The organism is Kitasatospora sp. Ki12 (genome assembly GCF_054601375.1).
The window spans coordinates 3,070,176-3,092,449 of the sequence record NZ_BAAIHT010000001.1 but is presented as its reverse complement, the minus strand read 5'-3'; the positions used below and the strand labels follow the sequence as shown (position 1 = coordinate 3,092,449).

At 72.9% G+C, this 22,274-nt stretch carries 24 protein-coding genes and 1 pseudogene; 14 read left to right on the top strand and 11 right to left on the bottom strand.

From position 1 onward, the window contains the following. Positions 1–27: 27 nt before the first annotated feature. Positions 28–807: an HAD-IIA family hydrolase gene (locus ACYP53_RS13690; protein ID WP_189919306.1), complete on the bottom strand. Its 780-nt coding sequence runs from the start codon at positions 805–807 to the stop codon at positions 28–30. 177 nt (positions 808–984) lie between these two features. Then, on the bottom strand, positions 985–1,602 hold the full coding sequence (locus ACYP53_RS13685; protein WP_459647518.1) for a carboxymuconolactone decarboxylase family protein: 618 nt from the start codon (positions 1,600–1,602) through the stop codon (positions 985–987). 160 nt (positions 1,603–1,762) lie between these two features. On the opposite strand from ACYP53_RS13685, the gene ACYP53_RS13680 reads away from it, so the two are divergent. After that, positions 1,763–2,425 (top strand): MarR family winged helix-turn-helix transcriptional regulator, encoded by a 663-nt coding sequence (locus ACYP53_RS13680; RefSeq protein ID WP_459647517.1) that lies wholly within the window; start codon positions 1,763–1,765, stop codon positions 2,423–2,425. Positions 2,426–2,527: 102 nt separating this feature from the next. Continuing rightward, a complete protein-coding gene (locus ACYP53_RS13675) occupies positions 2,528–3,616 on the top strand; it encodes a Gfo/Idh/MocA family oxidoreductase (RefSeq protein ID WP_459647516.1) in 1,089 nt (362 codons plus the stop codon). 157 nt (positions 3,617–3,773) lie between these two features. Here the strand turns inward: ACYP53_RS13675 and ACYP53_RS13670 are convergent, their stop codons facing one another. Beyond that, complete coding sequence (locus tag ACYP53_RS13670; RefSeq protein WP_229928803.1) at positions 3,774–4,196, bottom strand: type II toxin-antitoxin system VapC family toxin; 423 nt, start codon at positions 4,194–4,196, stop codon at positions 3,774–3,776. Further along, a complete protein-coding gene (locus ACYP53_RS13665; RefSeq protein WP_189919298.1) occupies positions 4,189–4,473 on the bottom strand; it encodes a type II toxin-antitoxin system Phd/YefM family antitoxin in 285 nt (94 codons plus the stop codon). The genes ACYP53_RS13670 and ACYP53_RS13665 overlap by 8 nt, the downstream gene beginning before the upstream one ends. 169 nt (positions 4,474–4,642) lie before the next feature. Here ACYP53_RS13665 and ACYP53_RS13660 point away from each other — a divergent pair, with 169 nt between their 5' ends. Further along, on the top strand, positions 4,643–4,936 hold the full coding sequence (locus ACYP53_RS13660) for a DUF6412 domain-containing protein (protein ID WP_229928802.1): 294 nt from the start codon (positions 4,643–4,645) through the stop codon (positions 4,934–4,936). A gap of 108 nt (positions 4,937–5,044) precedes the next feature. Next, complete coding sequence (locus ACYP53_RS13655) at positions 5,045–5,737, top strand: YidC/Oxa1 family membrane protein insertase (protein WP_189919296.1); 693 nt, start codon at positions 5,045–5,047, stop codon at positions 5,735–5,737. Between the two features lie 7 nt (positions 5,738–5,744). Here ACYP53_RS13655 and ACYP53_RS13650 read toward each other — a convergent pair whose 3' ends face one another. Together ACYP53_RS13650 and ACYP53_RS13645 are read right to left on the bottom strand one after the other, a co-directional pair. Then, positions 5,745–6,428, bottom strand: a complete 684-nt coding sequence (locus tag ACYP53_RS13650) for an HAD family hydrolase (protein WP_189919294.1) — start codon at positions 6,426–6,428, stop codon at positions 5,745–5,747. 57 nt (positions 6,429–6,485) lie between these two features. Then, positions 6,486–7,061: an NUDIX hydrolase gene (locus ACYP53_RS13645; protein WP_189919292.1), complete on the bottom strand. Its 576-nt coding sequence runs from the start codon at positions 7,059–7,061 to the stop codon at positions 6,486–6,488. A 316-nt stretch (positions 7,062–7,377) separates the two neighbouring features. On the opposite strand from ACYP53_RS13645, the gene ACYP53_RS13640 reads away from it, so the two are divergent. Next, positions 7,378–8,145, top strand: coding sequence for a CDP-alcohol phosphatidyltransferase family protein (locus tag ACYP53_RS13640; protein WP_459647515.1), 768 nt, complete (start codon positions 7,378–7,380; stop codon positions 8,143–8,145). A 521-nt stretch (positions 8,146–8,666) separates the two neighbouring features. Then, positions 8,667–12,650, top strand: coding sequence for a hypothetical protein (locus tag ACYP53_RS13635; protein ID WP_459647514.1), 3,984 nt, complete (start codon positions 8,667–8,669; stop codon positions 12,648–12,650). A gap of 61 nt (positions 12,651–12,711) precedes the next feature. Here ACYP53_RS13635 and ACYP53_RS13630 read toward each other — a convergent pair whose 3' ends face one another. Beyond that, positions 12,712–13,152, bottom strand: coding sequence for an ArsR/SmtB family transcription factor (locus ACYP53_RS13630; RefSeq protein WP_459647513.1), 441 nt, complete (start codon positions 13,150–13,152; stop codon positions 12,712–12,714). A gap of 109 nt (positions 13,153–13,261) precedes the next feature. On the opposite strand from ACYP53_RS13630, the gene ACYP53_RS13625 reads away from it, so the two are divergent. Beyond that, positions 13,262–14,245, top strand: a complete 984-nt coding sequence (locus ACYP53_RS13625; RefSeq protein WP_459647512.1) for a quinone oxidoreductase family protein — start codon at positions 13,262–13,264, stop codon at positions 14,243–14,245. 30 nt (positions 14,246–14,275) lie between these two features. Here the strand turns inward: ACYP53_RS13625 and ACYP53_RS13620 are convergent, their stop codons facing one another. Then, a complete protein-coding gene (locus ACYP53_RS13620; RefSeq protein ID WP_459647511.1) occupies positions 14,276–15,046 on the bottom strand; it encodes an MBL fold metallo-hydrolase in 771 nt (256 codons plus the stop codon). 104 nt (positions 15,047–15,150) lie between these two features. Between ACYP53_RS13620 and ACYP53_RS13615 the strand changes: the two genes are divergently transcribed. Together ACYP53_RS13615 and ACYP53_RS13610 are read left to right on the top strand one after the other, a co-directional pair. Continuing rightward, positions 15,151–15,738, top strand: a complete 588-nt coding sequence (locus ACYP53_RS13615) for a hypothetical protein (protein ID WP_459647510.1) — start codon at positions 15,151–15,153, stop codon at positions 15,736–15,738. Between the two features lie 95 nt (positions 15,739–15,833). After that, positions 15,834–16,670 (top strand): SDR family oxidoreductase, encoded by an 837-nt coding sequence (locus ACYP53_RS13610; protein ID WP_459647509.1) that lies wholly within the window; start codon positions 15,834–15,836, stop codon positions 16,668–16,670. A 232-nt stretch (positions 16,671–16,902) separates the two neighbouring features. On the opposite strand, the gene ACYP53_RS13605 is transcribed toward ACYP53_RS13610, so the two are convergent. Further along, on the bottom strand, positions 16,903–17,502 hold the full coding sequence (locus ACYP53_RS13605) for a TetR/AcrR family transcriptional regulator (RefSeq protein WP_459647508.1): 600 nt from the start codon (positions 17,500–17,502) through the stop codon (positions 16,903–16,905). Between the two features lie 85 nt (positions 17,503–17,587). Here ACYP53_RS13605 and ACYP53_RS13600 point away from each other — a divergent pair, with 85 nt between their 5' ends. From ACYP53_RS13600 to ACYP53_RS13590, 3 genes are all read left to right on the top strand, one after another. Then, the gene (locus ACYP53_RS13600) at positions 17,588–18,433 is read left to right on the top strand and encodes an SDR family oxidoreductase (protein WP_459647507.1); all 846 of its coding nucleotides are present in this window, start codon (positions 17,588–17,590) and stop codon (positions 18,431–18,433) included. A 137-nt stretch (positions 18,434–18,570) separates the two neighbouring features. Beyond that, positions 18,571–19,407, top strand: coding sequence for an NAD(P)H-binding protein (locus tag ACYP53_RS13595; protein ID WP_459647506.1), 837 nt, complete (start codon positions 18,571–18,573; stop codon positions 19,405–19,407). A gap of 144 nt (positions 19,408–19,551) precedes the next feature. After that, positions 19,552–19,932 (top strand): DUF4260 family protein, encoded by a 381-nt coding sequence (locus tag ACYP53_RS13590; protein WP_459647505.1) that lies wholly within the window; start codon positions 19,552–19,554, stop codon positions 19,930–19,932. 69 nt (positions 19,933–20,001) lie between these two features. Here the strand turns inward: ACYP53_RS13590 and ACYP53_RS13585 are convergent. Both ACYP53_RS13585 and ACYP53_RS13580 read right to left on the bottom strand, forming a co-directional pair. Next, positions 20,002–20,157: pseudogene (locus ACYP53_RS13585) on the bottom strand (IS5/IS1182 family transposase); the annotation flags it as partial. A gap of 475 nt (positions 20,158–20,632) precedes the next feature. Beyond that, a complete protein-coding gene (locus tag ACYP53_RS13580; protein ID WP_459647504.1) occupies positions 20,633–20,995 on the bottom strand; it encodes an ATP-binding protein in 363 nt (120 codons plus the stop codon). Positions 20,996–21,224: 229 nt separating this feature from the next. Between ACYP53_RS13580 and ACYP53_RS13575 the strand changes: the two genes are divergently transcribed. Continuing rightward, a complete protein-coding gene (locus ACYP53_RS13575; RefSeq protein ID WP_459647503.1) occupies positions 21,225–22,070 on the top strand; it encodes a helix-turn-helix domain-containing protein in 846 nt (281 codons plus the stop codon). Positions 22,071–22,081: 11 nt separating this feature from the next. Next, on the top strand, positions 22,082–22,267 hold the full coding sequence (locus ACYP53_RS13570; protein ID WP_459647502.1) for a DUF397 domain-containing protein: 186 nt from the start codon (positions 22,082–22,084) through the stop codon (positions 22,265–22,267). Positions 22,268–22,274 lie beyond the last annotated feature (7 nt).

Sequence of the window (22,274 nt, the reverse complement as noted above, 5' to 3'; positions counted from 1 at the left end):
ACGGGGCCCACGACAGCACCGCAGAGGCTAGACCAGCTCGACCAGGTCCGCGATCGACTTCACCACGCGGGTCGGCCGGTACGGGAAGCGCTCCACGTCGGCGGCGGCGGTCAGGCCGGTGAGCACCAGGATCGTCTCCATGCCGGCCTCCATGCCCGCGACGATGTCGGTGTCCATCCGGTCGCCGATCATCACGGCGGTCTCGGAGTGGGCGCCGGCGGTGTTCAGCGCCTCGCGCATCATCAGCGGGTTGGGCTTGCCGACGAAGTACGGCTCGACGCCGGTCGCCTTGGTGATCAGCGCCGCGACCGAGCCGGTGGCCGGCAGCACGCCCTCGGTGGAGGGGCCGGTCTCGTCCGGGTTGGTGCAGATGAACCGGGCGCCCTGGTTGATCAGCCGGATCGCCTTGGTGAGCGCCTCGAAGGAGTAGGTGCGGGTCTCACCGAGGACCACGTAGTCGGGGTTGTTGTCGGTCAGGACGTAGCCGGCCTGGTAGAGCGCGGTGGTCAGCCCGGCCTCGCCGATCACGTAGGCGGTGCCGTTCGGGCGCTGGCCCTTGAGGAACTTCGCGGTGGCCAGGGCGGAGGTCCAGATGCACTCCTCCGGCACCTCCAGGCCCATGCCGGCCAGGCGGGCGCTGAGGTCGCGCGGGGTGTAGATCGAGTTGTTGGTGAGGACCAGGAAGGGCTTGCCGGACTCCCGCAGCCTGCGCAGGAACTCCTCCGCCCCGGGGATCGGCGTGCCCTCGTGGATGAGGACCCCGTCCATGTCGGTCAGCCAGGACTCAATGGGCTTGCGGTCTGCCACGTGCGTGTCTCCCGGAATGTTGCAGCGTCTTGCGTCGTGCGAGGGCCCTGACGCGGCACAGCCTAATCCGCACACCTGGCCGACGGCAGTACGTCCCGCCCACCGGAACGGTGCCGGTGCCCCTCCCGCCGCGGTCGGCAGGGGCACCGGCACCGGGCGCGGGCCGGAACCGGCCGCCTAGCCGCGAACCGGGGCGGGCCCGGACGCGGGCGCGGGCGCGGGCCCGGGCGCGGGCGCGGGCGCGGGCGCGGGCGCGGGCGCGGGCAGCGGGACGGCCGGGAAGTCGATCTCGGTCCGGCCGACCGAGTTGAACCAGTTGGTGAACGAGTTCAGCGCGACCGCGCCCACGATCTCGCCGATCTCGCCGTCCCCGTAGCCGGCCGCGCGCACCTCGGCGAGGTCCTCGTCGGAGACGAAGCCCTTGCTGCGCAGGACGGCCCGGGCGAACCGCAGGGCCGCGGCCTCCTTCGGGTCGGCGGCCCCGGCGTGGCCGCCGGCCGCGAGGTCGGACGGGCTGACGCCCGCCTTGGCGCCCAGCACGTGGTGGGCGGCGTAGCAGTAGTCGCAGGCGTTCTCGACGGCGGTGACCAGGGCGATCTGCTCCCGCAGGCCGGCGCCGAGACGCCCCTTGGCCAGGGCGCCGCCGAAGGCCAGGTAGGCCTCCAGGACGGCGGGCGAGGAGGCCATGGCGCGCATCATGTTGGGCGTCACGCCGAGGGCCCGCTCGACCTTGTCGAGGAGGGCCTTGGCGGCGGGTTCGGCGGTCGCGGGGTCGACCGTGCCGAGTCGGGGCATGGCTGTGCTCCGTTCGCTTCGTTGGCAGTGCCAAGCGATTGTTGGCAGGGCCAAATATAGTTGGCACTGCCTAGAATGCAAGGGCGTCGAAGGACGTACGGCCCGCGGGCCGACCGAGGAAGCCGACCAGGGAAACCACCCAGAGGAGAGGACCGGACACATGGCCGACCCACTGCCCGGACTCTCCCCCGGCGAACAGCTGCTCCTCGGACTCACCCGGCTCGGCCAGGCCGTCCGCCTCAGCACCTGGCACAACACCGGCCCGGCCCGGCTCACCCCGCTCCAGGCCGACATCCTGCTGTTCCTGGCCGGCGACCGGCGGCCCCGCCGCCAGGGCGAGATCGTCACCGCGCTCGCCTCCACCGCGCCCACCGTCAGCGACGCCGTCCGCACCCTCGCCGGCAAGGAGCTGGTGGACCGTCAACGCGACCGCGCCGACTCCCGCGCCGTCACCCTGACCCTCACCGACGCCGGCCGGGCCGAGGCCGAGCGCCTCGCCCAGGTCCCGCCGCCGCTCGGCGAGGCGCTCGCCGCCCTCGACCCGGACACCGTGGCCGCGATGCTGCGCGGCACCACCACGATGATCCGCACGCTCCAGCGCCACGGCGCCGTCCCGGTCTCCCGCACCTGCGTCACCTGCCGCTTCTACCGGCCCGACGCCCACCCCGAGGACCCGGACGCACCGCACCACTGCGACTTCGTCGACGCGCCCTTCGGCGACGGCAGGCTGCGGGTGGACTGCCCGGACCACGAGCCGGCGGTCTTCCCCGAGGCCTCGGGCGACCCGACCGACCCCGCCGACCCCGCCGACGCCTGCGGCTGACCCGGCGGCCTTCGCCCTACCCCCGCCCTGCCCCCGCCCCGCCCCCTCCGGGCCGACGCCGAAACCGGGAGCAACCGGGCGCCTCGTGATTGAGTGGGCCGCATGAACCCGCAGACCTCCCACCGCCCGCTCGACCGGCCGCTGCGCGTCGGCCTGATCGGCTACGGCCTGGCCGGCTCGGCCTTCCACGCACCGCTGATCGCCACCACGCCGGGGCTGCGGCTGGACGCCGTGGTCACCGCCAACCCCGAGCGGCGCGAGCAGTTGCGGCGCGAGCACCCCGACGCCCGTGCCGTGGACACCCCCGAGCAGCTGCTCGCCGACCCGGACGCGCTCGACCTGGTCGTCATCGCCTCGCCGAACCGCACCCACGCCCCGCTCGCCGGCGCCGCCCTGCGGGCCGGCCTGGCCACCGTGGTGGACAAGCCGCTGGCGGGCACCGCCGCCGAGGCGCAGGAGCTGTGCCGGCTGGCCGAGGAGCAGGGCGTGCTGCTCTCGGTGTTCCAGAACCGGCGCTGGGACGGTGACTTCCTCACCGCCGGCCGGCTGGTGCGCGGCGGCGCGCTGGGCCGGGTGCACCGCTTCGAGTCCCGTTTCGAGCGGTTCCGGCCGAAGCCCAAGCCGGGCTGGCGCGAGCTGGCCGACCCGGCCGAGGTCGGCGGCACGCTGTACGACCTGGGCAGCCACCTGGTGGACCAGGCGCTCACGCTGTTCGGCCCGGTCGAGACGGTGTACGCGGAGATCGACGTGCGGCGCGACGGCGCGGTCGTGGACGACGACGCCTTCCTCGCCCTCACCCACGCCTCCGGCACCCGCTCGCACCTGTGGACCAGCGCCGTCACCCCGCTGATCGGCCCCCGACTGCGGGTCCTCGGCGACACCGCCGGCTACGTCAAGGCGGGCATGGACCCGCAGGAGGCCGACCTGCGGGCCGGCCTGCGCCCCGACGGCACCCGCCCCTGGGGGGCCGACGAGCCCGCGCACTACGGCACCCTCGGGACCGACGAGTCGGCGATCACCCTGCCGACCGACCCGGGCGACTACCCCGCCTTCTACGCGGGCATCGCCGCCGCCCTCACCGACCCGGGCACCCCGCCCCCGGTCGACCCGCGCGACGCGGTGGCCACCCTCACCGTCCTGGAGGCCGCCCGCACCTCCGCCGCGACCGGGACGGCGGTCCGCCTGGCCTGACAGGCCGTCGCACGGCCCGTCGCTCCCCTCCCCCGACCCCACCGGGCCGGACGGCGCGCCCGTACGGATCGCGGTGGTGTGGCTCGGGCGGTCCCGGGCCACACCACCAGACCCCTGAACGACGACGACCCGGTCGGACAGGACGGCACCGCCGCCCTCACACCCCGATGACCTCCACCGCCGAGCCCAGCCCCCGGAAGTCCGCCACGTTGCGGGTGTACAGCGGCAGCCCGTGGGCGGAGGCCACGGCGGCGATCATCAGGTCGATCCGCCGCGGCCGCGGCTGCCGTCCGGCGGCGATGGTGAGGGTGACCAGCGTCCCGTAGCGGGCGGCGGCGGCCGCGTCGAAGGGCAGCGGGTCGAAGTCGGCCATCGCCGCGCCCAGCACCTCCAGCCGGGCCGCCCGGCTGGCCGGGTCGCGGGCCATCGACACGCCCTGCTGCAGCTCCGCGAAGGTGATCGCGGTCAGCTCCGGCACGGCCGGCAGGTCCGTCGGATTGAGCAGCGCCAGGTCGATGTAGACACAGGTGTCCAGCACCCCGGCGGGCCGCCGCCGGGACGCCCTCCGGCGCTCAGCCACGTCGGCGCTCGAACGGGTCGTCGCGCTCGTCGCCCGCCAGCTCCTCGGGCCCGAAGTCCTCCTCGGCCTCCTTGCGCATCTGCTGGTAGTCCACCCGCGGCAGCTTCACGTGCCGCGCCACCAGCTCCTCCGCCGTGAGCCGCCGCCGCCCGGACACCGGCCGCAACTCCGCGACCTCGACCCCGTTCCTGGTGATGTGGAAGGTCTCCCCCGCCTCCACGGCGTCCATCACCGCGGCGGAGTTGTTCCGGAACTCCCGCTGGGAAATCGTCTTCATCCTCCCAAGGTAGCCCCGCGTAGCACCGATGGCTACACCCCTGCAAGGCCCCGCACGGTCCGGCAGTTCCGTAGGGGATTTCCCTGATGGAGGTGGGAACCCGGCGGGCCGTAGGATCGTCCTGCTTGTACGTCCGGTAGCCGGCGAGACACCGAGGGGGGGAGTGGCCGTGACCGTTGTCGCGATGGTGCTGGGGCTGCTCCGGGTGTTGACCGGGGATCTGGTGGGCGGCGACGGGACTTGGGCCTCCGTGGCCGCCGTCGCGGCCGTGGCGCTGGTGGCCGGGGCGGTCGCCGGGGCGTTGGCGGGGGCTCGGCTCCTGGGTGCGCGGGCGCCGGCGGCGGTGCGCAGCGGGGTGCTGCGACGTCGGGCGTTCCGTACGGCGTTCCTTCCGCAGCGTGATCCGGATGCCCGGGGCCGGCGACGCCCCAGGGCGCCGGGGGCGGCCCTGGCGGCCGCGTAAGCCTTCGCAGTTCCGTACGAGCAATCCCCGTACGGCTGTTCCGTACCTCTTCGCGGCCGTCCTCCGCCGATCACTCATGTTCTGAGACCCCGGAGGGCTCGCTTCACCATGTCCGTTCTCGCCGTTCTCGATCCCGCGGTCGCCGTCGCGCACACTGTCGTCGCCGCCATCGCCCACGTCCTTCCGACCGCCCTCGCGATCGTCCTGTTCACCGTGGCCGTTCGGCTCGCGCTGCATCCGCTGGCGCGGGCGGCGGCGCGGGGGGAGAAGGCGCGGGCCGTGCTCGCGCCGAAGGTCACCGCGCTGCGGAAGAAGTACGAGAAGCGTCCGGAGAAGTTGCAGGAGGCGCTGGCGGAGATGTACCGGAAGGAGCAGGTGTCGCCGTTCGCGGGGTGTCTGCCGCTGCTGGTGCAGATCCCGTTCTTCTCGGTGATGTACCGGTTGTTCACCACGCCGAACGACCTGCTCGACCACACCCTGTTCGGGGTGCCGCTGGGTCTGCACGTGGGCGGGGCGCAGGGTGCCGGGCAGGTGGCGGTGTTCGGGGTGCTGTACGCGGGGCTGGCGGCGGTCGGGTTCGTCAACTACCGCCGGGCCCGGCGGGCGGCCGCGGCGCAGCCCGCCCCGCAGCCGGGGGCGGGACTGCTGCCGTACCTGTCGTTCGGGTCGGTGCTGTTCGCGCTGCTGGTGCCGGTGGCCGCCGCGCTCTATCTGCTGACGACGAGCGCGTGGTCGGCGGCCGAGCGGGCCTGGCTGTACCGGGACGGGGCTCCGGTGTCGGCGGCCGCGCTGGTCGGCTGAGCGCCGGTCAGAAGTGGCGCAGCAGTTCGGTGAAGGCGCCGAGCTGCAGCGTCGCCTCGTCGGGGCCGAGTTCCTCGTGCTCCAGCACCCAGGTGTGCTCGTGCGGGATGTAGACGGTGCGCAGGCCGGCCCGGCGGGCGGGGGCGATGTCGGACTTGGGCGAGTTGCCGATCATCCAGGTCCGGTCCGGGTCGAGGTCGAGGTCGGCGGTCAGCTGCCGGTAGGTGTCGACGGACTTCTCGGCCACGATGTGGACGCCCCGGAAGTGGTGGTCGACGGTGGACACCGTCACCTTGCGCTGCTGCTCCTCCTGGTCGCCCTTGGTGAGCAGGAGGAGGTGGTGGCGGTCGGCGAGCGCGGCGAGGGTGTCGGCGACCCCGGGGATCAGCTCGACCTCCCGCCGGTTCAGCGGGGTGAGCAGTTCGTCGATCCGGGCGAGCTCGGCCGTGCTGGGGGTGCGGTCGTTCAGCCGCTGGAGGCAGTCGGCAAGGCTCTGCCGGAAGACGGTGGCGCCGTAGCCGAGGGCGGCGGAGTTGGCGGCCTCGATGCCGTCCAGGAGGGAGCGGGTGGCGGCCCGCTCGGCCGGGGTGGCGACCCAGTCCAGGAAGCCGTCGATGACCCGCTCGAAGAGGACGTTGTTCTCCCAGAGCGTGTCGTCGGCGTCGAAGATGAGGATCTGGTCGGTGTGCATCCGGTGGTCTCCAGGGGGAGGTGCGTCGGGCGGGAGGTACGTGGGGCGGGAGGCGCGTCAGGCGGGCGGGAGCAGGCGGGCGGCGCGGGCGAGGGTCTCGCGGAGGTTGTCCTCGGTGGTCCGCAGCGCGGCCTCCTCGACGGTGAGCCACTCCAGCGGGGAGGCCGGGTTCTCCGGCCGGGCCAGCTCCGGGGTGTCGGTGGCGAGGAGGAAGCGCAGGTCCGCGTGGACGTGGGCGGGTTCGACGGCCGAGGCGGGCACGGGGACGGCGACCAGGTGGACGAGGGCCGCGTCGGGCCACGGGGTGAGGTCGTCCAGGCCGGTCTCCTCCCGGCCTTCGCGCAGGGCGATGTCGAGCGGCCGGGTCTCCCCCGGGTCGCCGTGGCCGCCGATCTGCAGCCAGGCCTGCTGGCGGACGTGCCAGCGCAGCAGGACGCGGCGGGTCGGCGGGTGGACGATCAGCGCGGAGGCGGTGAAGTGGAGCGGGAAGGTGCCCCGGTTCCAGGGGTCGTCGGCGTCGAGGAGGCGGCGGGCCCGCTCGTGGTCGGCGGTCTCCACCGGGCCTTGCGGACGGTGGCCGTCCAGCAGTCGGGCCAGGTCGGGGCGGTGTGGCGCGGCGCCCGTGGTGTCCATGGGTCTGGCAACTCCTCGTTCCGGTCCGGGGCCGTTCCCCGGTCGCTCCGCGGCCGTTCCCCGGTCGTCCCGCGGCCGTTCCCCGGTCGTCGCGGTGCACGTCAACGGGCTTGCGGGGCAAGGGTGGTCGGGCCCGGTGCTTCCGGTTCCGGCGAACCCGCGCAGCCTAGCCCGGGGCCCGTCGGCGGGCCCACCGGTTTTCGCCCGGCCGCACCGGCGGCGGACGGGGCCGCGGGAGCCGTACCGGCTGGTCGGGGCGCTCCGTGCAGGCCGTAGCCTGTGGTGATCGTTACGGGACAGGTGGAGGGATGTCGTCATGGTGGCTGCTCCGGCGCTCGCCGAGCTTCGCGAGGTGTGCCAGCCGCAGGCCAAGCTGCAGAGCCGCAACGGTGAGCACTGGGCGGGTCGGCTGTACATGCGGCGGATCTCGCTGCGGACCACGCGGCAGCTGGTTCGCACCTCGGTGTCCCCGAACACCCTCACCTGGGTGATGGTGGTGTGCGGGGTCGGCGGCGGCGCCGCCCTGCTGATCCCGGGCCTGACCGGCGCGGTGCTGGCGGCGGTGCTGTTCCAGCTGTTCCTGCTCTTCGACTGCGTGGACGGCGAAGTGGCGCGCTGGAAGCGCCAGTTCAGCATCGCCGGGGTGTACGTGGACCGGCTCGGCGCCTACCTGGCGGACGCGGCGCTGATGATCGGCGCGGGCGTACGGGCCGCGCGCGGCGGCTCGGAGCTGTGGGTGTCGGTGGGCCTGGCGGCCGCGCTGGGCGTGGTGCTGCTCAAGGCCTCGACGGACCTGGTGGACGTGGCCCGGGCGCGCAGCGGGCAGCCGCCGGCGGACGAGGAGTCGACGCAGCCGCGTTCGCAGGGCATCGCGACGGCCCGCCGGCTGGCCTCGGTGTTCAAGATCCACCGGGTGACCAACGGCATCGAGGCCTCGCTGGTGCTGCTGGCGGCGGCCGCGGTGGACGCCGGACTGGGCAACCTGGACGCGACCCGGGCGACGCTCGCCGGGATCACGGTGATCACCTGGGGCATGGTGGTCGCGCACCTGGCGTCGATCCTGTCCTCCTCGCGCCTGCGCTGAGCACGGGCGGGGGCGCTCCGGCGGCGGGCGTTCCCGGCGGCAGGCGTCCCCCGGTGTTCCCCGACGGCGGACTGAGGCATCCCTCCCCCGCGCGGTGGTCCTGGCGGCCTCGCTCGGCGCGGCGGGGCTGGCCCTGCTCTGGACGCCCTTCGCCGGGTGGTGGGCGATGCCGGGGACGGACATGACCCCGGCGGGCCACTTCCTGGTGGGCTTCCTCTACCTGCCCACCGTGGCCTGGGCCCCGCTGCTGGCCGCCGTCACGGTCTCGTACCACCGCCGCCACCGGGCAGCCCTGCCGATTCCCCCGGCCGACCGGCCGATTCGTCGTTCCCGGAGCGGCGCTGCGCCCGCAGGGTCAAGAGCTGCTCAAAATCTCATCGCGCTCGAAGCGGCCCCCGTGGAACCCTCGCGCGGGGCCGAGGGCGCTTCCGTACTTGTCGTTCGCGCTCGCTAGACTCCGCCCGCCTACGAACTCCTGTGACGGTCACGGGAGTCAGGCGTTTCCGACATGGGGGGAAAGTGTGACGTTCCTGTCCACCGACAGGCGAACACGACACAGGGGGAGGAGAGCCTCACTCGCGGCTCCCGGCGCCCTGCTGCTCGCCGTCCTGGCCACCTTCGTGGGCCAGGCCAACCCGGCTGCCGCCGCCGCGCCGCCCGCAGCCACGTCATCCGCTAGCCCGGCCGCCGCGCCGCCCGTCACCCCGTCCCCGGCCGCCGCGCCCACCGCCGGACCGACGGCCGCGCCGACCCCGGACCCCAAGGCCGCGCAGGAGAAGGCGGCCCGCGAAGTCCAGCAGGCCGACCCGACCAACCCCTGCCCGGCCACCCTGGCCCCGGGCGTGGTGGCCAGTTGCTCGGTCGACCCGAACAAGTCGGCCACCTTCTCGCTCACCCTTCCGCAGCAGAACGACCTGGTCTTCGTCCAGGCGGTCGCGGCCAATTCCTCGGTCTACCCGGCGCTCACCGCACCGGACGGCTCCGCGGTGGCCTGCAGCACCTCGTACACCATGCTCCGCTGCGTCACCACCCAGCAGGGCACGTACAAGCTGGAGGTGCGGAACAGCTCCTACCAGGCGAACGGCATCTCGGTCTCGTACCTCCCGGTGCTCTCCGGCCCCACCTGCAAGACGGTGGACCCCGCCGACCGCACCCTCGGTGCTCCGAAGACCATCCACGGCACCTCGGCGACCGGCTGGGCGGGCGACTGCTACACGCTCGACCTGGCCGCCGGTGACATGCTCCGCAGCTACGCCGGGTACCTCACCCAGTACGTCTTCGACGCCACCGGCAAGGAACTGTGCAGCACGAACAGCGGTTCCGGCAGCGAGGTGCTCTGCCGCCTCGCGGGGACCGCGCCGTTCCGCGTCGTCGTCCAGCAGTCCTACGGCAACGCTCAGCCCTACGACCTCACGGTGGAACGCCTCTCCTCGCCCGAGGGCTGCCCGATCCTCCAGCCGCAGGCCTTCGGCACCGCCCCGGACCTGACCGGGACGGCACGCTGCCGGATCCTCCGGGTTGCCGACGCCGGCTCCTACACCTTCGGCTCCGTCAGGTCCGACAACACCTCCGTGTACGGCGTGCTGTACAGGTCCGACGGCGGTGACGTCGCCAAGTGCGGTCCGTCCAGCCCTAGCTGTGACCTGGCGCCCGGTGACTACACCTGGGTGGTGGGCGCCACGGTCGGACAGGCGGGAGCCTTCGGCACGTTCTTCCGCTCGACCGCGGAGACCCGGGGCTGCACCGCGACGGCCGACGACGGTCTGGCGTCCGGCCCGGCGACCGGCACCTTCGGCACCGTGGGGCAGGCGGCCTGCCTGACCCTGCCGACCGCCACCGGGACGGGCGTCTACCTGCTCAACCGGGTGCCCAAGGACGGCGTCAACGCCAACGCCGTCGTCTACGACGCGGCCGGCACCAAGCAGTGTGACAACGGCTCCGGCTACGCCTCCGCCGTCTGCAAGCTGACCGGGACGGCCCCGTTCCGTGTCGTCCTCAGCGGCACGCCGAACAAGGCGTACGCACTGGCGATCCACCGGACCGGCGAGACCACGGGCTGCGCCGCGTGGCCGCGGAGCGGGTTCGACGGCACGTGGGGCGCGGAGGCCACACTGTCCGTCGACGTGAAGCAGGCCTGCTTCGGCCTGCCCGCCGACCAGCACTCCACCGCGGAGCAGGTCGACTACACCAACACGGCGAACCAGCTCAACGCTTCGCTGCAGGTCGTCGACCCGCAGGGCAACGTGGCGTGCTCGACCTTCCTCAGCACCGCCTTCACCTGCGCCCTCACGGCCGGCGCCCCGTACACCGCACTGCTGACCAACTCGAACTGGGGCGACAGCTACAAGCTGGTCCGGCGGGACATCTCGCCCACCGCGAACTGCCTCACGCCGAACTCGACCGCCGTCGGCGGCCAGTCCGTCCAGCTGGACCTGGGCTCGGCCCTCGACGCCCGCTGCGTGCGGGTCACCGCCGCGGCCACGGACAAGTTCTGGCTCAGCGTGCGGACGGCCAAAGTCGGCAACGGGGCCCAGGGCGCGGCGACGCCGCTGGTGATCGACGCGAACGGCAAGAGCCTCTGCGGCGCCAACGGCCTCTACTGCAAGGTCACCGGCTCGACCTCCTACACCATGGCGGTGCTCGCCTCCGGGTACCGGGGCCAGAACATCCACGCCGCCGTGGACACCTGGAAGGTCGGCACGCCCGACGGCTGGGCGCCGGAGTGCACCGCCAACCCGATCTCGGTGCAGGGTTTCCCGCTCCGCAGCGGACTGCTCACGGAGTCCTCGACCGGCTACTGCGCCGTCGTCGACATGAAGCCCCGGCAGTCCTTCAACGTCGTCGGCACCAGCAGCTCCACCACCCTCGAGCAGCCGCTGCTGACCTTCCTGACCCCGGCCACCTGGAACGACAACGACTACTCGTACCAGTGCAGCGGGAACTGGGGCCAGTTCGGCGGCCGCTGCCAGGCCACCGACACCGCAGTTCCCGGAAAAGCCGTCCTGCTGCTCAGCGCGGGCAGCACGGCCACACCGGTGGAGTACAGCATGCAATCCGTGTGCGAGTACCCCACCTGCACCGGCCAGAACGGACCGTCCCTCACCGCGATCAACGGGACGACCGGCGCGGCCGGGACCCAGACCCAGATCGAGATCCGGGGCACGAACCTCACCCTGGGGACCAAGGTGAAGTTCGGCGGCTCCACGTACCCGATGTGGCCGGTCTCCGTCAGCCCCGACGGCACCTCACTCCACGTCATGGCCGACACCAACGGGATGCTGCCGGGCACCTACGACGTGGTGCTCGACGGGATCGGCTACACCACCGGCGTGCCCTCCCCGAACTACTTCCCGAAGGCCTTCACGGTGACCCCCGCCGCGACGGCCGCCAAGGGCAGGCTCGTCCCGCTCACCCCGAACCGCATCCTCAACACCGTCTCCGGTGTCGGCGCGCCCGCCGGGCGTCTCGGCCAGGGCGGGGTGGTGTCGCTCCAGGTCGCCGGGGTCGGCGGCGTCCCGACGACCGGCGTCACGTCCGTCGTCATGAACGTCACGGCCGTCAACCCCTCCCGCACCAGCGCCGTCTCGGTGTACCCGAGCGGACAGAAGGTCCCCGACCTGCCGACCGTCAGCTTCGCCGCCGGGCAGACCGTCACCAACCTGGTGACCGTCCCGCTCGCCGACGGCAAGGTCGACATCCGCAACGCCTGGGGCGACGTCGACCTCGGCGTCGACGTCCTGGGCTACTACACCGACGGCGGCGCCGGCTCCCTGCTGCGCCCGGTCACCCCGTCGCGCATCCTGAACACCGTCATGGGCGTCGGCGCCCCGGCCGGGCGGGTCGGGGCCGGTGGAGTCGTCCCGCTCAAGGTCACGGGCGTGGGCGGCGTGCCGGAGACCGGCGTCACCGCCGTCGTGATGAGCGTGACGGCCGTCAACCCGTCGCGGACCAGCTACCTCACCGTGTACCCGGACGGCCAGCCGGCGCCCGACGCCTCGGCGGTCAACTTCGCCGCCGGGCAGAACGTGACCAACCTGGTCACCGTCCCGGTCGTCAACGGCGTGGTGGACATCCGCAACGCCTGGGGCGACGTCGACCTCGGCGTCGACATCACCGGTTACTACACCGACTCGGGCTCCACCTACACCGCGTCCCCGCTGGTGCGGCTGATGGACACCCGTGACGGCGAGGGCGTCCGCGTCGGCTCCCTGGGCGGCGCGAACGACCTGGTCAGCCTGCGGGTGGCCGGCGTCGAGGGCATGCCCAGGACCGGGGTCACCGCCGTCGTCATGAACGTGACGGCGGTCTGGCCGACGGACACCAGCTTCCTGACGGTCTTCCCGCACGGGACGGCCCGCCCGGACGCGTCGAGCATCAACTACCGGCCGGGGCAGGTCGTCTCCGCGCTGGTGGTGGCCCCCGTGGTGGACGGCCGGGTGTCGTTCGTCAACCAGTGGGGGTCGACGGACGTGGTCGCCGATCTGGTCGGCTACTTCTCGTCCTGATCCACCTGTTGGGAGAGCCGGTGGGCCCGACGTCACGGACGTCGGGCCCACCGGCCTTTTCTCACTCGGTGTTCTCGGCCGCGCTGCGGAACCCCTCCTCGCCGCCCTCGACCCGCGCACCCGCCCCCGACCCGGCCCCCGGTCCGGACTCCGACTCGGACACCGCCCCGGACGCGGTGCGGTCGTGGGCGGCGAGGACGGTGTCCAGGAGGCCGGGGAAGCGGTGCTCCAGGTCGGCCGCGCGCAGTGCGGAGAAGCGGCGGTTGGCCTCCTCGCGCTGGCTGATCAGGCCGGACTCGCGCAGCACCTTGAAGTGGTGGCTGAGGGTCGAGGGCGCCACGTCCACCGGGAAGGTGCCGCAGGCCCGTTCCGGCTCCGCACGCAGAACACGCACGATGGTCATCCGGGTGGGGTCGGAGAGCGCATGCAGGACGTCGAAGAGGTCGATCTCCTCGGTCGCGGGGTGCGCGAGCGCCGGTCGGCGGCGGGTGCTGCGGGGCACGGCGGGACCTCCCTGATCTGCGATGTTCGACATCCATCGAAGCGACGTGGTACCACTGTCCCGCGTCAATTTCGTAGTTCGTCGAACATCGTAGTCGAGGGGGACCGACATGCGCGCACTGGTGATGACCGCACCCGGTGGGGCCGAGAACTCGCAGATCCGGGAGATCGAGGCGCCCAGGCCCGGGCCCGGACAGGTGACGATCGACGTCGCCTACGCCGGACTGAACTTCGTCGACGTGATGACCCGCCGCGGCGACGCCGCGTACGCCGCCGACTGGCCGTACCGGCCCGGCAAGGAGGTGTCCGGCACCGTCCGGGAGCTCGGCGAGGGCGTCACCGGGCTGGCCGTGGGCGACCGGGTGGTCGCCGCACCCGTCGGCGCCGGGCTCGCGGAGGTCGTGACCGCCGAGGCGGTGCTCACCGTGCCGCTCCCGGACGGGGTGGGGCTGCGCGAGGCCGCCGCCGTCCCCCTGGGCCTGGCCACCGCGATGCTGCTGCTGACCGACGCCGGCCGCTTCACCGCCGGGGACACCGTCCTGGTGCACTCGGCGGGCGGCGGGATCGGCCACGCCCTCGCCCAGCTCGTCCCGCTGCTCGGCGGCGGCCGGCTGATCGGCACCGTCGGCCGCCCCGAGAAGGCCGCCGCCGCGCTCGCCACCGGCTACCACCACGCCTTCGCCCGCGACGAGGCACTGGCCGAGGCGATCCGGACCGCCACCGACGGCCGGGGCGTCGACCTCGTGCTCGACCCGTTGGGCACCGAGGCCCTGGAACTCGACCTCGCCGTGGCGGCACCCGGCGCCCGGATCGTCCTGTTCGGCAACGCGGGCGGCGGCGCCGTCGCCGACCTGCCCCCGCTCGGCCGTCTGATGGCGGGCAACCTGAGCGTCACCGGCTTCAGCCACCGCGGCTTCGCGGCCACCGCCCCGGAGCGGCTCGCCCGGGCCATCCGCCGGGTCGTCGACCTCCTCGCCGACGGCGGCCTGGAGCTGCCCGTCACCGAACTGCCCGACCTGGCCGCCGTCCCGGCCGCGCACGACGCGATGGAGGAACGGCGGGCGACCGGCAAGTACGTGGTGCGGGTCGGCTGAGCCCCGGGCTCCGGCCCCGGCCCCCGGCCGTCAGACGGTGAAGGTCGCGCCCGGGTCCGCGTGCGCGACCGGGCCGGCGAAGTGGGCCTCCGCACGGCCGACGGCCTCGGCCGGGGTCATGGCGCGGCCCACGTGGGTGACCACCAGCCGGGCGGCGCGGGCCGCCGCGGCGGTGGCACCGGCCTGCTCGGGGGTGTGGTGCAGCCCGGCGCCGGCGTCCGGCTCGGGCTCGGCGCTCTCCGCCTCGCAGAGCAACAGGTCGCAGTCCCGGGCCAGTTCGGTGAGGGCGGGGCACGGGGCGGTGTCGCCGGAGTAGACCAGCGACCGGCCGCCGGCCGCCACCCGGAGGGCGAACGCCGGCATGCCGTGCTCCACGGACCGGCTGGTCAGCGTGAGCGGGCCGACCTCCACCCGGTGGCCGTCGGTCAACTCGGCGACGGCGAAGGCGGATTCGACCGGGCTGCGGCGCGCCGTGTTGGTCAGGAAGTCCGCCAGCCGGTCGGCGGTGCCGGGCGGGGCGTAGAGCGGGATCGGCGCGGCGAGCCGGAGGTCCGCGTAGAGGGCGCCGTAGTAGGCGGTGAGCAGGTCGGCGCAGTGGTCCGCGTGCAGGTGGGAGATCCAGATCGCGTCCAGCTCGTCCAGCCGGACGTGGCGCTGCAGCGGGCCCAGGGTGCCGGTGCCGGCGTCCACCCAGACCCGGGCGCCACCGCCGGACACCAGGTAGCCGGAGCAGGGGTTGTCGGCGCTCGGGTAGGGCGTCGCACTTCCCAGGACGGCGAGCCGCAGGTGTTCGTCGGGCATCCGGCGAGCCTAGCGCCCGGGGCCACAGGGCCCGCCCCGGTCTACAGGGCCGGCCCCGGCTTATTCGGGTGATCCGGCGCTCCCGGGCTGTTTGACTCCTCGCCATGAGCACCTCCCGAGCCCTTCCGGTCCTGCGGACGCCGGACCTGCGGGCCGCCCACGACGCCGCCCGGCGGCTGCTGGCGCTCGCCGTACCGATGGACGGCTTCCTGGTCGAGGGCGAGACCACCGCCCGGACGCCGGCCGAGGCGCGCCGCCTGTTCGCGGCCTTCCCGACCGGCCGGGGCGCCACCCCCTGGCCGAACCACCCCCGTCTCGGATACGAGGAGGTCCGGGGCCTGTTCGACGCCGGGGATCCCTGGTTCGACGGGCTGGGCCCGCTCGAGTTCCAGGCGAGGGCGGAGCCGCCCGGCGGGTTCGAGGAGCTGTTCCTGGACGTCGTCGGGAGCGGCCCCGGCTCGCTGTCCTGGACGCACTTCTTCTGGCCCGCCGTGCCGGAACTGGGCCTGGAGCCGCGCGCCAAGGACACCCATCTGCAGATCGCGGTCAACAGTCGCAACGTCGACTTCGACCGCCCCTCCGACGACCACACGCTGTTCGTCCACTTCCGTGGCGGCGACCTCGAACGGGCCCGATGGCTGGCCCGCCAGGTCGGCCTGGAGCCGGTCGGCCCGGAGGAGTGCGGCTGGTAGGCGACCGGGCGCAGCAGCTCGGACACGGCGCTCGGGCACAGCGCTCGGGCACAGCGCTCGGGCATAGCCCCCGGCCATCCGGTGTTGGGCCGGGCATGACCAAGATTCTGGTGATCGGCGCGAACGGCAGTGTGGGCAGGCACGTCGTGGCCTCGCTGGCCGAAGGCGGCCACGAGGTACGGGCGTTGGTGCGGGACAGCGCGAAGGCTTCGCTGCCCGCGGGGGTGGAGGCCGTACGCGGCGACCTGACGGACCCGGAGAGCCTGGAGCCGGCCCTGGCCGACGGGGTGTCGGCGGTCTACCTGATGTGGCCCGGGCTGCCGGTGGAGCCCCGGGTCGTCGAGCTGATCGCCCGGCACGCCGAGCGGGTCGTCTACCTGTCGGCGGACGTGGCCGACCTCGCGGACGACGAGCCGGCCGCGGTCTTCCACCAGGAGATCGAGCGGCTGATCCGGAATTCGGGCCTGGAGTGGACCTTCGTCCGGGCGATCGACTTCGCCGGCAACCTGCTCGCCTGGGCCGGCCAGGTGCGCGAGGGCGTGGTCCGCTGGCCGTACGGGCGGGCGCGCCGCTCGCTGGTGCACGAGCGGGACATCGCGGACGTCGCGGTGCGGGCGCTCACCGAGGACGGGCACGCGGGCGCCCGGTACGTCGTCACCGGGCCGGAGTCGCTCGCGCACGCCGACCTGGCGGCGATCATCGGCGAGGAGCTGGCCGTCGACCTGCGGTGGGAGGAGCTGGCGCCGGAGACGGCCCGCGAACAGCTGACGGCGGCCTGGGGGAACGCGGCGTTCGTGGACTCCCGGCTGCGGGCCTGGGAGTCGTTCACCCATGAGCCGGAGCGGGTGACCGACACCGTGGAGCGGGTGCTCGGGCGGCCGCCGCGCGACGTCCGCTCGTGGGTCCGGGACCACGCGGCGGACTTCCGGTAGGCAGCCGCCCGTCGTACGGCCGGGGCGCTGGGCCCACTCGGCCCAGCGCCCCGGCCTTCAGGAACCGGCTTCAGGGACCGGCGTCAGGAGCCGGCGGTCAGCACCGCCTTGCCGTGCAGCCGCCCGCCGAGCAGGGCGTCTCCCCCGAGCGCGTCGAGGCGGCGCTCCACCTCCTCGCCCACCGGCTGCTCGACTCCTGAACCCCGAGCCCCTCAGCCGCTGAGGCGTCCGCTCAACCTCCCGCCGGAACCTCCAGCGAGTCGAGCCAGCGCAGCAGTCGGGTGCCCTCCCGGGTCATGACGCCCGGGTCGCGCAGGGCGTTGGCCAGCAGCGACATGCCCTGGTAGCCGGCGACCAGGGTGAGCGCCAGGTCGTCCGGGTCGGGCAGGCCCAGCTCGCGGAACTGTCCGCCGGCCCAGTCCAGCAGGCGCCGGATCACCGCGCCGGCCTCCGCGTCGAGGACCCCGTCGGCCCGTTTGTCGAGCTCGACGGCCAGGGTGCCGGTCGGGCAGCCGAACCGGGCGGCGGTGTCGCGCTGCTCGACCCAGGCCTCGACCAGGGCCTTGAGGCGGTCCCGCGGGTCGGCCAACCGGCCCAGCTCCTCGGCGAGTTCGTCCAGGTACGCGCCGTGCTCGGACAGCGCGGCGCGGACCAGCTCGTCCTTGGTCTTGAAGTAGTAGTAGACGTTCCCGACCGGGACGTCCGCCTCGCGCGCGATGTCGGCGAGCGTCGTGCGCTCGACGCCCTGCTCATGGAGGACCCGGGCCGCGGCGGCCGTGAGCCGCCGGCGCTTCTGCGACGCCGCTACGCGCCGATTCACTGAGTCAGTCACCCAACTCACTATAGACAGCCGCCGGTGGGCACGTGCTACGGTCTTTCTAAGTCAGCCGACTAACTCACAACGGGAGGGGATCTCGATGATCACAGTGACGGGCGCCACCGGCAACATCGGACGGACGCTGGTGGAGCTGCTGGCCGGAGCGGGCGAAGAGGTCGTGGCCGTGTCGCGGGAGGCCCAGCCCGCACACCACTCGGACGGCGTCCGGTGGGCGCAGGGCACCGTCGGCGACGCCGCGAGCCTGCGGCCCGTCCTCGAAGGATCCCGGGCACTGTTCCTCGTGCTGGGCGGGGAGCTCAACAGCCGGGGCGAGAGCCCGGACACCCTGCTGTCCGCCGCCGCGGACGCCGGGATCGAGCGGGTCGTCCTGGTCTCCTCGCAGGTCAGCGCCACCCGCCCGGAGGCGGCCTCGCACGCCCGGCTGCGGGAGTTCGAGGCCGCTGTACGCACCTCCGGGCTCGACTTCACCGTCCTGCGCCCCGGCGGCTTCGCCTCCAACGCCTTCGCCTGGGCGGAGACGGTCCGCGCCGACCGCAGGGTCTTCGCCCCGTTCGGCGACGTGGCGCTGCCCGTCGTCGACCCGGCCGACATCGCGGCGGTCGCCGCGGCCGCACTGCGCGAGGACGGGCACGCCGGCCGGACGTACGAACTCACCGGCCCCGCGCCCATCAGCCCGCGCGAGCAGGCCGCGGCGCTGGCCGGGGCCCTCGGCGAGGAGGTGACCTTCGTCGAGCTCTCCCGCGAGCAGGCCCACGCCCACCTGGCGCGGTTCATGCCGGAGCAGGTCATCCCCGGCACCCTGGACGTCCTCGGCGTCCCGCTCCCCGCCGAACTGACGGTCAGCCCCGACGTGGCGGACGTCCTGGGCCGCCCGGCCGCGCCGTTCGGCGCATGGGCCGCGCGCAACCTGCCCGCGTTCCGGTAGCGAGTGAGGGCGTGCGCAGGAAGTCGGCCGGGCCGACTTCCTGCGCGGCCGCCGGCCCCGGGACCGCCTTGACCTGAAGTGAGCTTGAGGTTCTAGCGTGATCTCCAGTTGATCATCCGAACACCGGGGGGACACTCATGATTCTCGTTACGGGAGCCACGGGGAACATCGGACGCGCACTGCTCAAGGAACTGCGGGCACACAGCGCCGGGCCGCTCAGGGGCCTCACCCGCGACGCCGCGCGGGCCGGATTCCCCGACGGGGTCGAGGCCGTCGAGGGCAGCCTCGCGGACCCGGCCTCGCTGGAGCCCGCGCTGAGCGGGGTGCGTTCACTGTTCCTGGTGTCGCGCCTCGGCCCGGACGCCGACATCCTGGCGGCCGCCCGGGAGGCGGGGGTGGAGCACGTGCTGCTGGTGTCGTCCATCACCGTCCAGACCCACCCCCACCTCGGCCCCGCAGCGGAGAACCTGGCGGTCGAGCAGGCCGTCAAGGGCAGCGGCATGGACTGGACGATCCTGCGGCCGACCCAGTTCGCCTCGAACTCCCTGATGTGGGCGGCGTCGATCCGCGCGCACGAGACGGTCCACGCGCCGTACGCGGACGCCGCGCTCCCCACGATCCACCCCGCGGACATCGCGGCGGTGGCGCGGGTGGCGCTGACCGAGCCCGGCCACCACGGGCGGACGTACGCCCTGACCGGCCCGGAACCGGTGACCGCCCGGCAGCAGACCGAGGCCATCGCGGCGGCCCTGGGCCGGGAGGTGCCGTTCGCCGAGATCAGCCAGCAGGAGGCCCACGCCCGGATGGCCGCCGTCTTCGGGGAGGAGGCCGCGGACGCGGTGCTCGACGTCACCGGCGGAGACCTCAACGACGCGATACGGGCGGTGCGCGACACCGTTGAACAGGTCACCGGCTCCCCGGCCAGGCCGTTCCGGCAGTGGGCGGCGGAGAACGCCGCCGCCTTCCGCTCATGACCTTGCTCGCCCCAGCGCGGTCGCTGCCGTCGAGGCCGACGAAACCCAGGTCGGCGATCGCACCGAGGCCGGCCGCGCGCAGATGAGCGGTGCTGGTTTCCGCGGTCCTCTGTCTGTTGACGTGTTGTCATCTATGATCTAAATGTGACCGTCAAACCCCTGGGCACCGCCGGACCGTCACGCAACTCCGCTGCGGACGGCGCTGGTTGGCCTGTACGAACCGCCTGGGGTGCTCTCACGCTGCTGCTGGCCGCGTTCGCCGTTTTCGAGAGCCAGAAGTACGGCCTGCCGACCACGGCCGCGGCACTGGCGTTCCTCGTACTGCCCGACCTGGCGCGGCTCGTCGGCATCCGCCCGCCCAGCGTGCTCTACCGGACCATCAACCGTGGCTGGATCCCACTCGTGATACTCGTCGGCTACTCCGTCGGGCCGATCGTGTGGCCACCGCTCTTCACGGCCGGCCTCGGCTGGCTCACCCGCATCGCCTTCGACAGGACGCGTGGGCGCGGGCCCGCCTCGGCCTGACCGGCCTTCCCGATGGCCTGGTCGGTGCCCATCTCCTTGCGGGCGGGGTACTTCGGTGAAGATCGTCGGTCAGCGGGCGACTTCGCGGTTCGTCGGGACTGACAGGGCCTGCACCAGCGCGGTCGCCCACTTCGGGTCGGTACGGACCTTGCCGAGGACGCGCCAGTTCTTCAGGTGCGCGAAGCCGTGCTCGACCGGTGCCCGGACCGCGGCCGACGCCTTGTTGGGACAGCTTCTCGATTCGCCGTCGCCGCTCAACGAACTTGCTGGAACTTGCTCGATCCAGCCGCACTGGACATCAGGGCTCCCGGCACGGGCCGTGCCCCGAGATCTTCGGGGCGCGGCCCGTCTGTGCGGTCAGGCAAGGGCGGCTCGGACGATGTGGGCCCGGGCTTCGCAGAGAGCCCCAAGAAGGGCAGCCAGGAGGTTGAAGGTCAGGAGTCCGAGCATCGGGGGTGGGCGTCCCGGTGGCGCTTGTACTCGCGCATGAGCGCGAGGAGGTTGATCACGGTGCTCGCCGGAATGTTGCCGAGGTTGATCAGGCGACGGCCGTGGAGGTTGGTCTCGCCCGGGGCGGCGGAGGGCCAGAGGAGGCCGAACTCGCGGCCCTCGGTGCGGAGTTAGACGATCAACTCGGAGAGTTGACGGGAGGTTAGGTGGAGCAGGGCCGGGTCGGCGGGGTGGATGGGGTGGTGGGCGCTCACGCGGCACCGTCCAGCTCGAACCAGATCGTCTTGCCCAGCTGCTGGGGGTCGACGCCCCACCGGTGGGTGAGGCCGGCGACGAGCTGGAGGCCCCGGCCGGACTCGGCGAGGAGGGAGAGGGGCTTCTCCTCGGGGAGGCTCGGGCTGCGGTCGGAGACCGTGACCCGGAGGGTGTTGGGGAGGAAGAGGATGAGGACGACCGGGGAGGTCGTGTCCGCGTGGCGCCAGGCATTGACGATGAGTTCGACCATGGCGAGCTCGGCGTCCGCGATGGAGGAGGGCGGCCAGCCCGCGCGGGTCATGCCGTCCCGGAGGGCGTCGCGGGAGAGCGTGAGGGAGGGGGAGTTGAGGTTGCGCACAGGGGTCTCCCGAAGGGGAAAGGGTGAGACCGGCGGATGCGTCGCCGTGAACGAGCCCATTGGGCATGGGTGTTCTTCGGTGCCCGAGCGGCGTTTCTGACGATCCGTCCGGTGATCGGTGCATCACAGACTGTAGGGCAGATCTTGGCACCTGTGCCATACGGTTGGGAACATGTCCCCAAAAAGAGTGGCTGGACTCGCACCACTGCCGCGTTAGATGCTGGGTCCCATGCCCCACACCCCGAGCGCACGCAAGCAGCGGATCGGTATCGAGCTGCGGAAGATGCGCGATGCAGCCGGCAAGACCACTGCCGAAGCCGCCGCCGTCCTAGGGTTGAACCGCACCAAGATCACACTCATCGAGCAAGGGATGTACGCGATCACCCCTGATCGGGTGATCGCCCTCGCGTCCGAGTACGAGGAAGGCGATTCCGAGTACGTCGATGCCCTGGCAGCGATGGCTGGAGACAAGTCCAAGGGCTGGTGGGAGGACCACCGCGGCCTCGTCTCCAACGGTCTGCTTGATATCTCAGAGGTCGAACACCATGCATACGGCCTCTCGACCTATCAGATCTGCCATGTGCCCGGTCTGATGCAGACCGAGGACACCGCTCGGGAGATATTCCGCGAGGTCTATCCGCCATTGAGGCCACTGAACATCGAGGCGCGAGTAGAGAACCGCATGCGCCGAGCACAGCTCCTCACTCGCGAGGAGCCCATGCCCTACGAAGCGATCGTTCACGAGGCTGCCCTCCGAATGATGTTCGGCGGGGCAGCCGTGGCCCAAGCCCAGCTCGAACATCTACTGACGTTGTCAGAGCTGCCCAACGTGACGCTGCGCGTGGTGGAGTTCCGGGCTGGTGGATTCAAGGGAGCAGGCCAAGCAGTCATGTACGCACGCGGCCCAGTCGCCCGACTGGACACCGTGCAGCTCGACTCCATCGGATCACCGGCATTCCTGACCGATGTGAACCAGCTCAAGAACTACCAGAACGTTATTGCGGCGATGAGAGATCGAGCTCTCGGCCCCAACGAGTCAAGCGATCTCATCTCCCGCATAGTGAAGACCCTGTGAGAGGAACCATCATGGATGAACTCGCCTGGCGGAGGCCGGCTGCGTGCGGAGACGGAAACAACTGCCCAGAGGTAGCTGTCACTTCCCACGCTGTCTATGTCCGCAGCACTCTTCTGCCCGACGCCATTGCCCAACTCACCACTGACGAATGGCGTGACCTCGTTTCCGCCATCCGCGCCGGGGAGTTCGACGCCTGATCCTCAC

What these genes read in the sequence shown, in the direction of transcription:
- ACYP53_RS13615 (WP_459647510.1), top strand. Translation starts at nt 15,151, where the DNA reads ATGAGCACCTCCCGAGCCCTTCCGGTCCTGCGGACGCCGGACCTGCGG.
- ACYP53_RS13640 (WP_459647515.1), top strand. Translation starts at nt 7,378, where the DNA reads ATGGTGGCTGCTCCGGCGCTCGCCGAGCTTCGCGAGGTGTGCCAGCCG.
- ACYP53_RS13610 (WP_459647509.1), top strand. Translation starts at nt 15,834, where the DNA reads ATGACCAAGATTCTGGTGATCGGCGCGAACGGCAGTGTGGGCAGGCAC.
- ACYP53_RS13675 (WP_459647516.1), top strand. Translation starts at nt 2,528, where the DNA reads ATGAACCCGCAGACCTCCCACCGCCCGCTCGACCGGCCGCTGCGCGTC.
- ACYP53_RS13685 (WP_459647518.1), bottom strand. Translation starts at nt 1,602, where the DNA reads ATGCCCCGACTCGGCACGGTCGACCCCGCGACCGCCGAACCCGCCGCC.
- ACYP53_RS13570 (WP_459647502.1), top strand. Translation starts at nt 22,082, where the DNA reads ATGGATGAACTCGCCTGGCGGAGGCCGGCTGCGTGCGGAGACGGAAAC.
- ACYP53_RS13665 (WP_189919298.1), bottom strand. Translation starts at nt 4,473, where the DNA reads ATGAAGACGATTTCCCAGCGGGAGTTCCGGAACAACTCCGCCGCGGTG.
- ACYP53_RS13645 (WP_189919292.1), bottom strand. Translation starts at nt 7,061, where the DNA reads ATGGACACCACGGGCGCCGCGCCACACCGCCCCGACCTGGCCCGACTG.
- ACYP53_RS13620 (WP_459647511.1), bottom strand. Translation starts at nt 15,046, where the DNA reads ATGCCCGACGAACACCTGCGGCTCGCCGTCCTGGGAAGTGCGACGCCC.
- ACYP53_RS13680 (WP_459647517.1), top strand. Translation starts at nt 1,763, where the DNA reads ATGGCCGACCCACTGCCCGGACTCTCCCCCGGCGAACAGCTGCTCCTC.
- ACYP53_RS13625 (WP_459647512.1), top strand. Translation starts at nt 13,262, where the DNA reads ATGCGCGCACTGGTGATGACCGCACCCGGTGGGGCCGAGAACTCGCAG.
- ACYP53_RS13650 (WP_189919294.1), bottom strand. Translation starts at nt 6,428, where the DNA reads ATGCACACCGACCAGATCCTCATCTTCGACGCCGACGACACGCTCTGG.
- ACYP53_RS13575 (WP_459647503.1), top strand. Translation starts at nt 21,225, where the DNA reads ATGCCCCACACCCCGAGCGCACGCAAGCAGCGGATCGGTATCGAGCTG.
- ACYP53_RS13600 (WP_459647507.1), top strand. Translation starts at nt 17,588, where the DNA reads ATGATCACAGTGACGGGCGCCACCGGCAACATCGGACGGACGCTGGTG.
- ACYP53_RS13595 (WP_459647506.1), top strand. Translation starts at nt 18,571, where the DNA reads ATGATTCTCGTTACGGGAGCCACGGGGAACATCGGACGCGCACTGCTC.
- ACYP53_RS13655 (WP_189919296.1), top strand. Translation starts at nt 5,045, where the DNA reads ATGTCCGTTCTCGCCGTTCTCGATCCCGCGGTCGCCGTCGCGCACACT.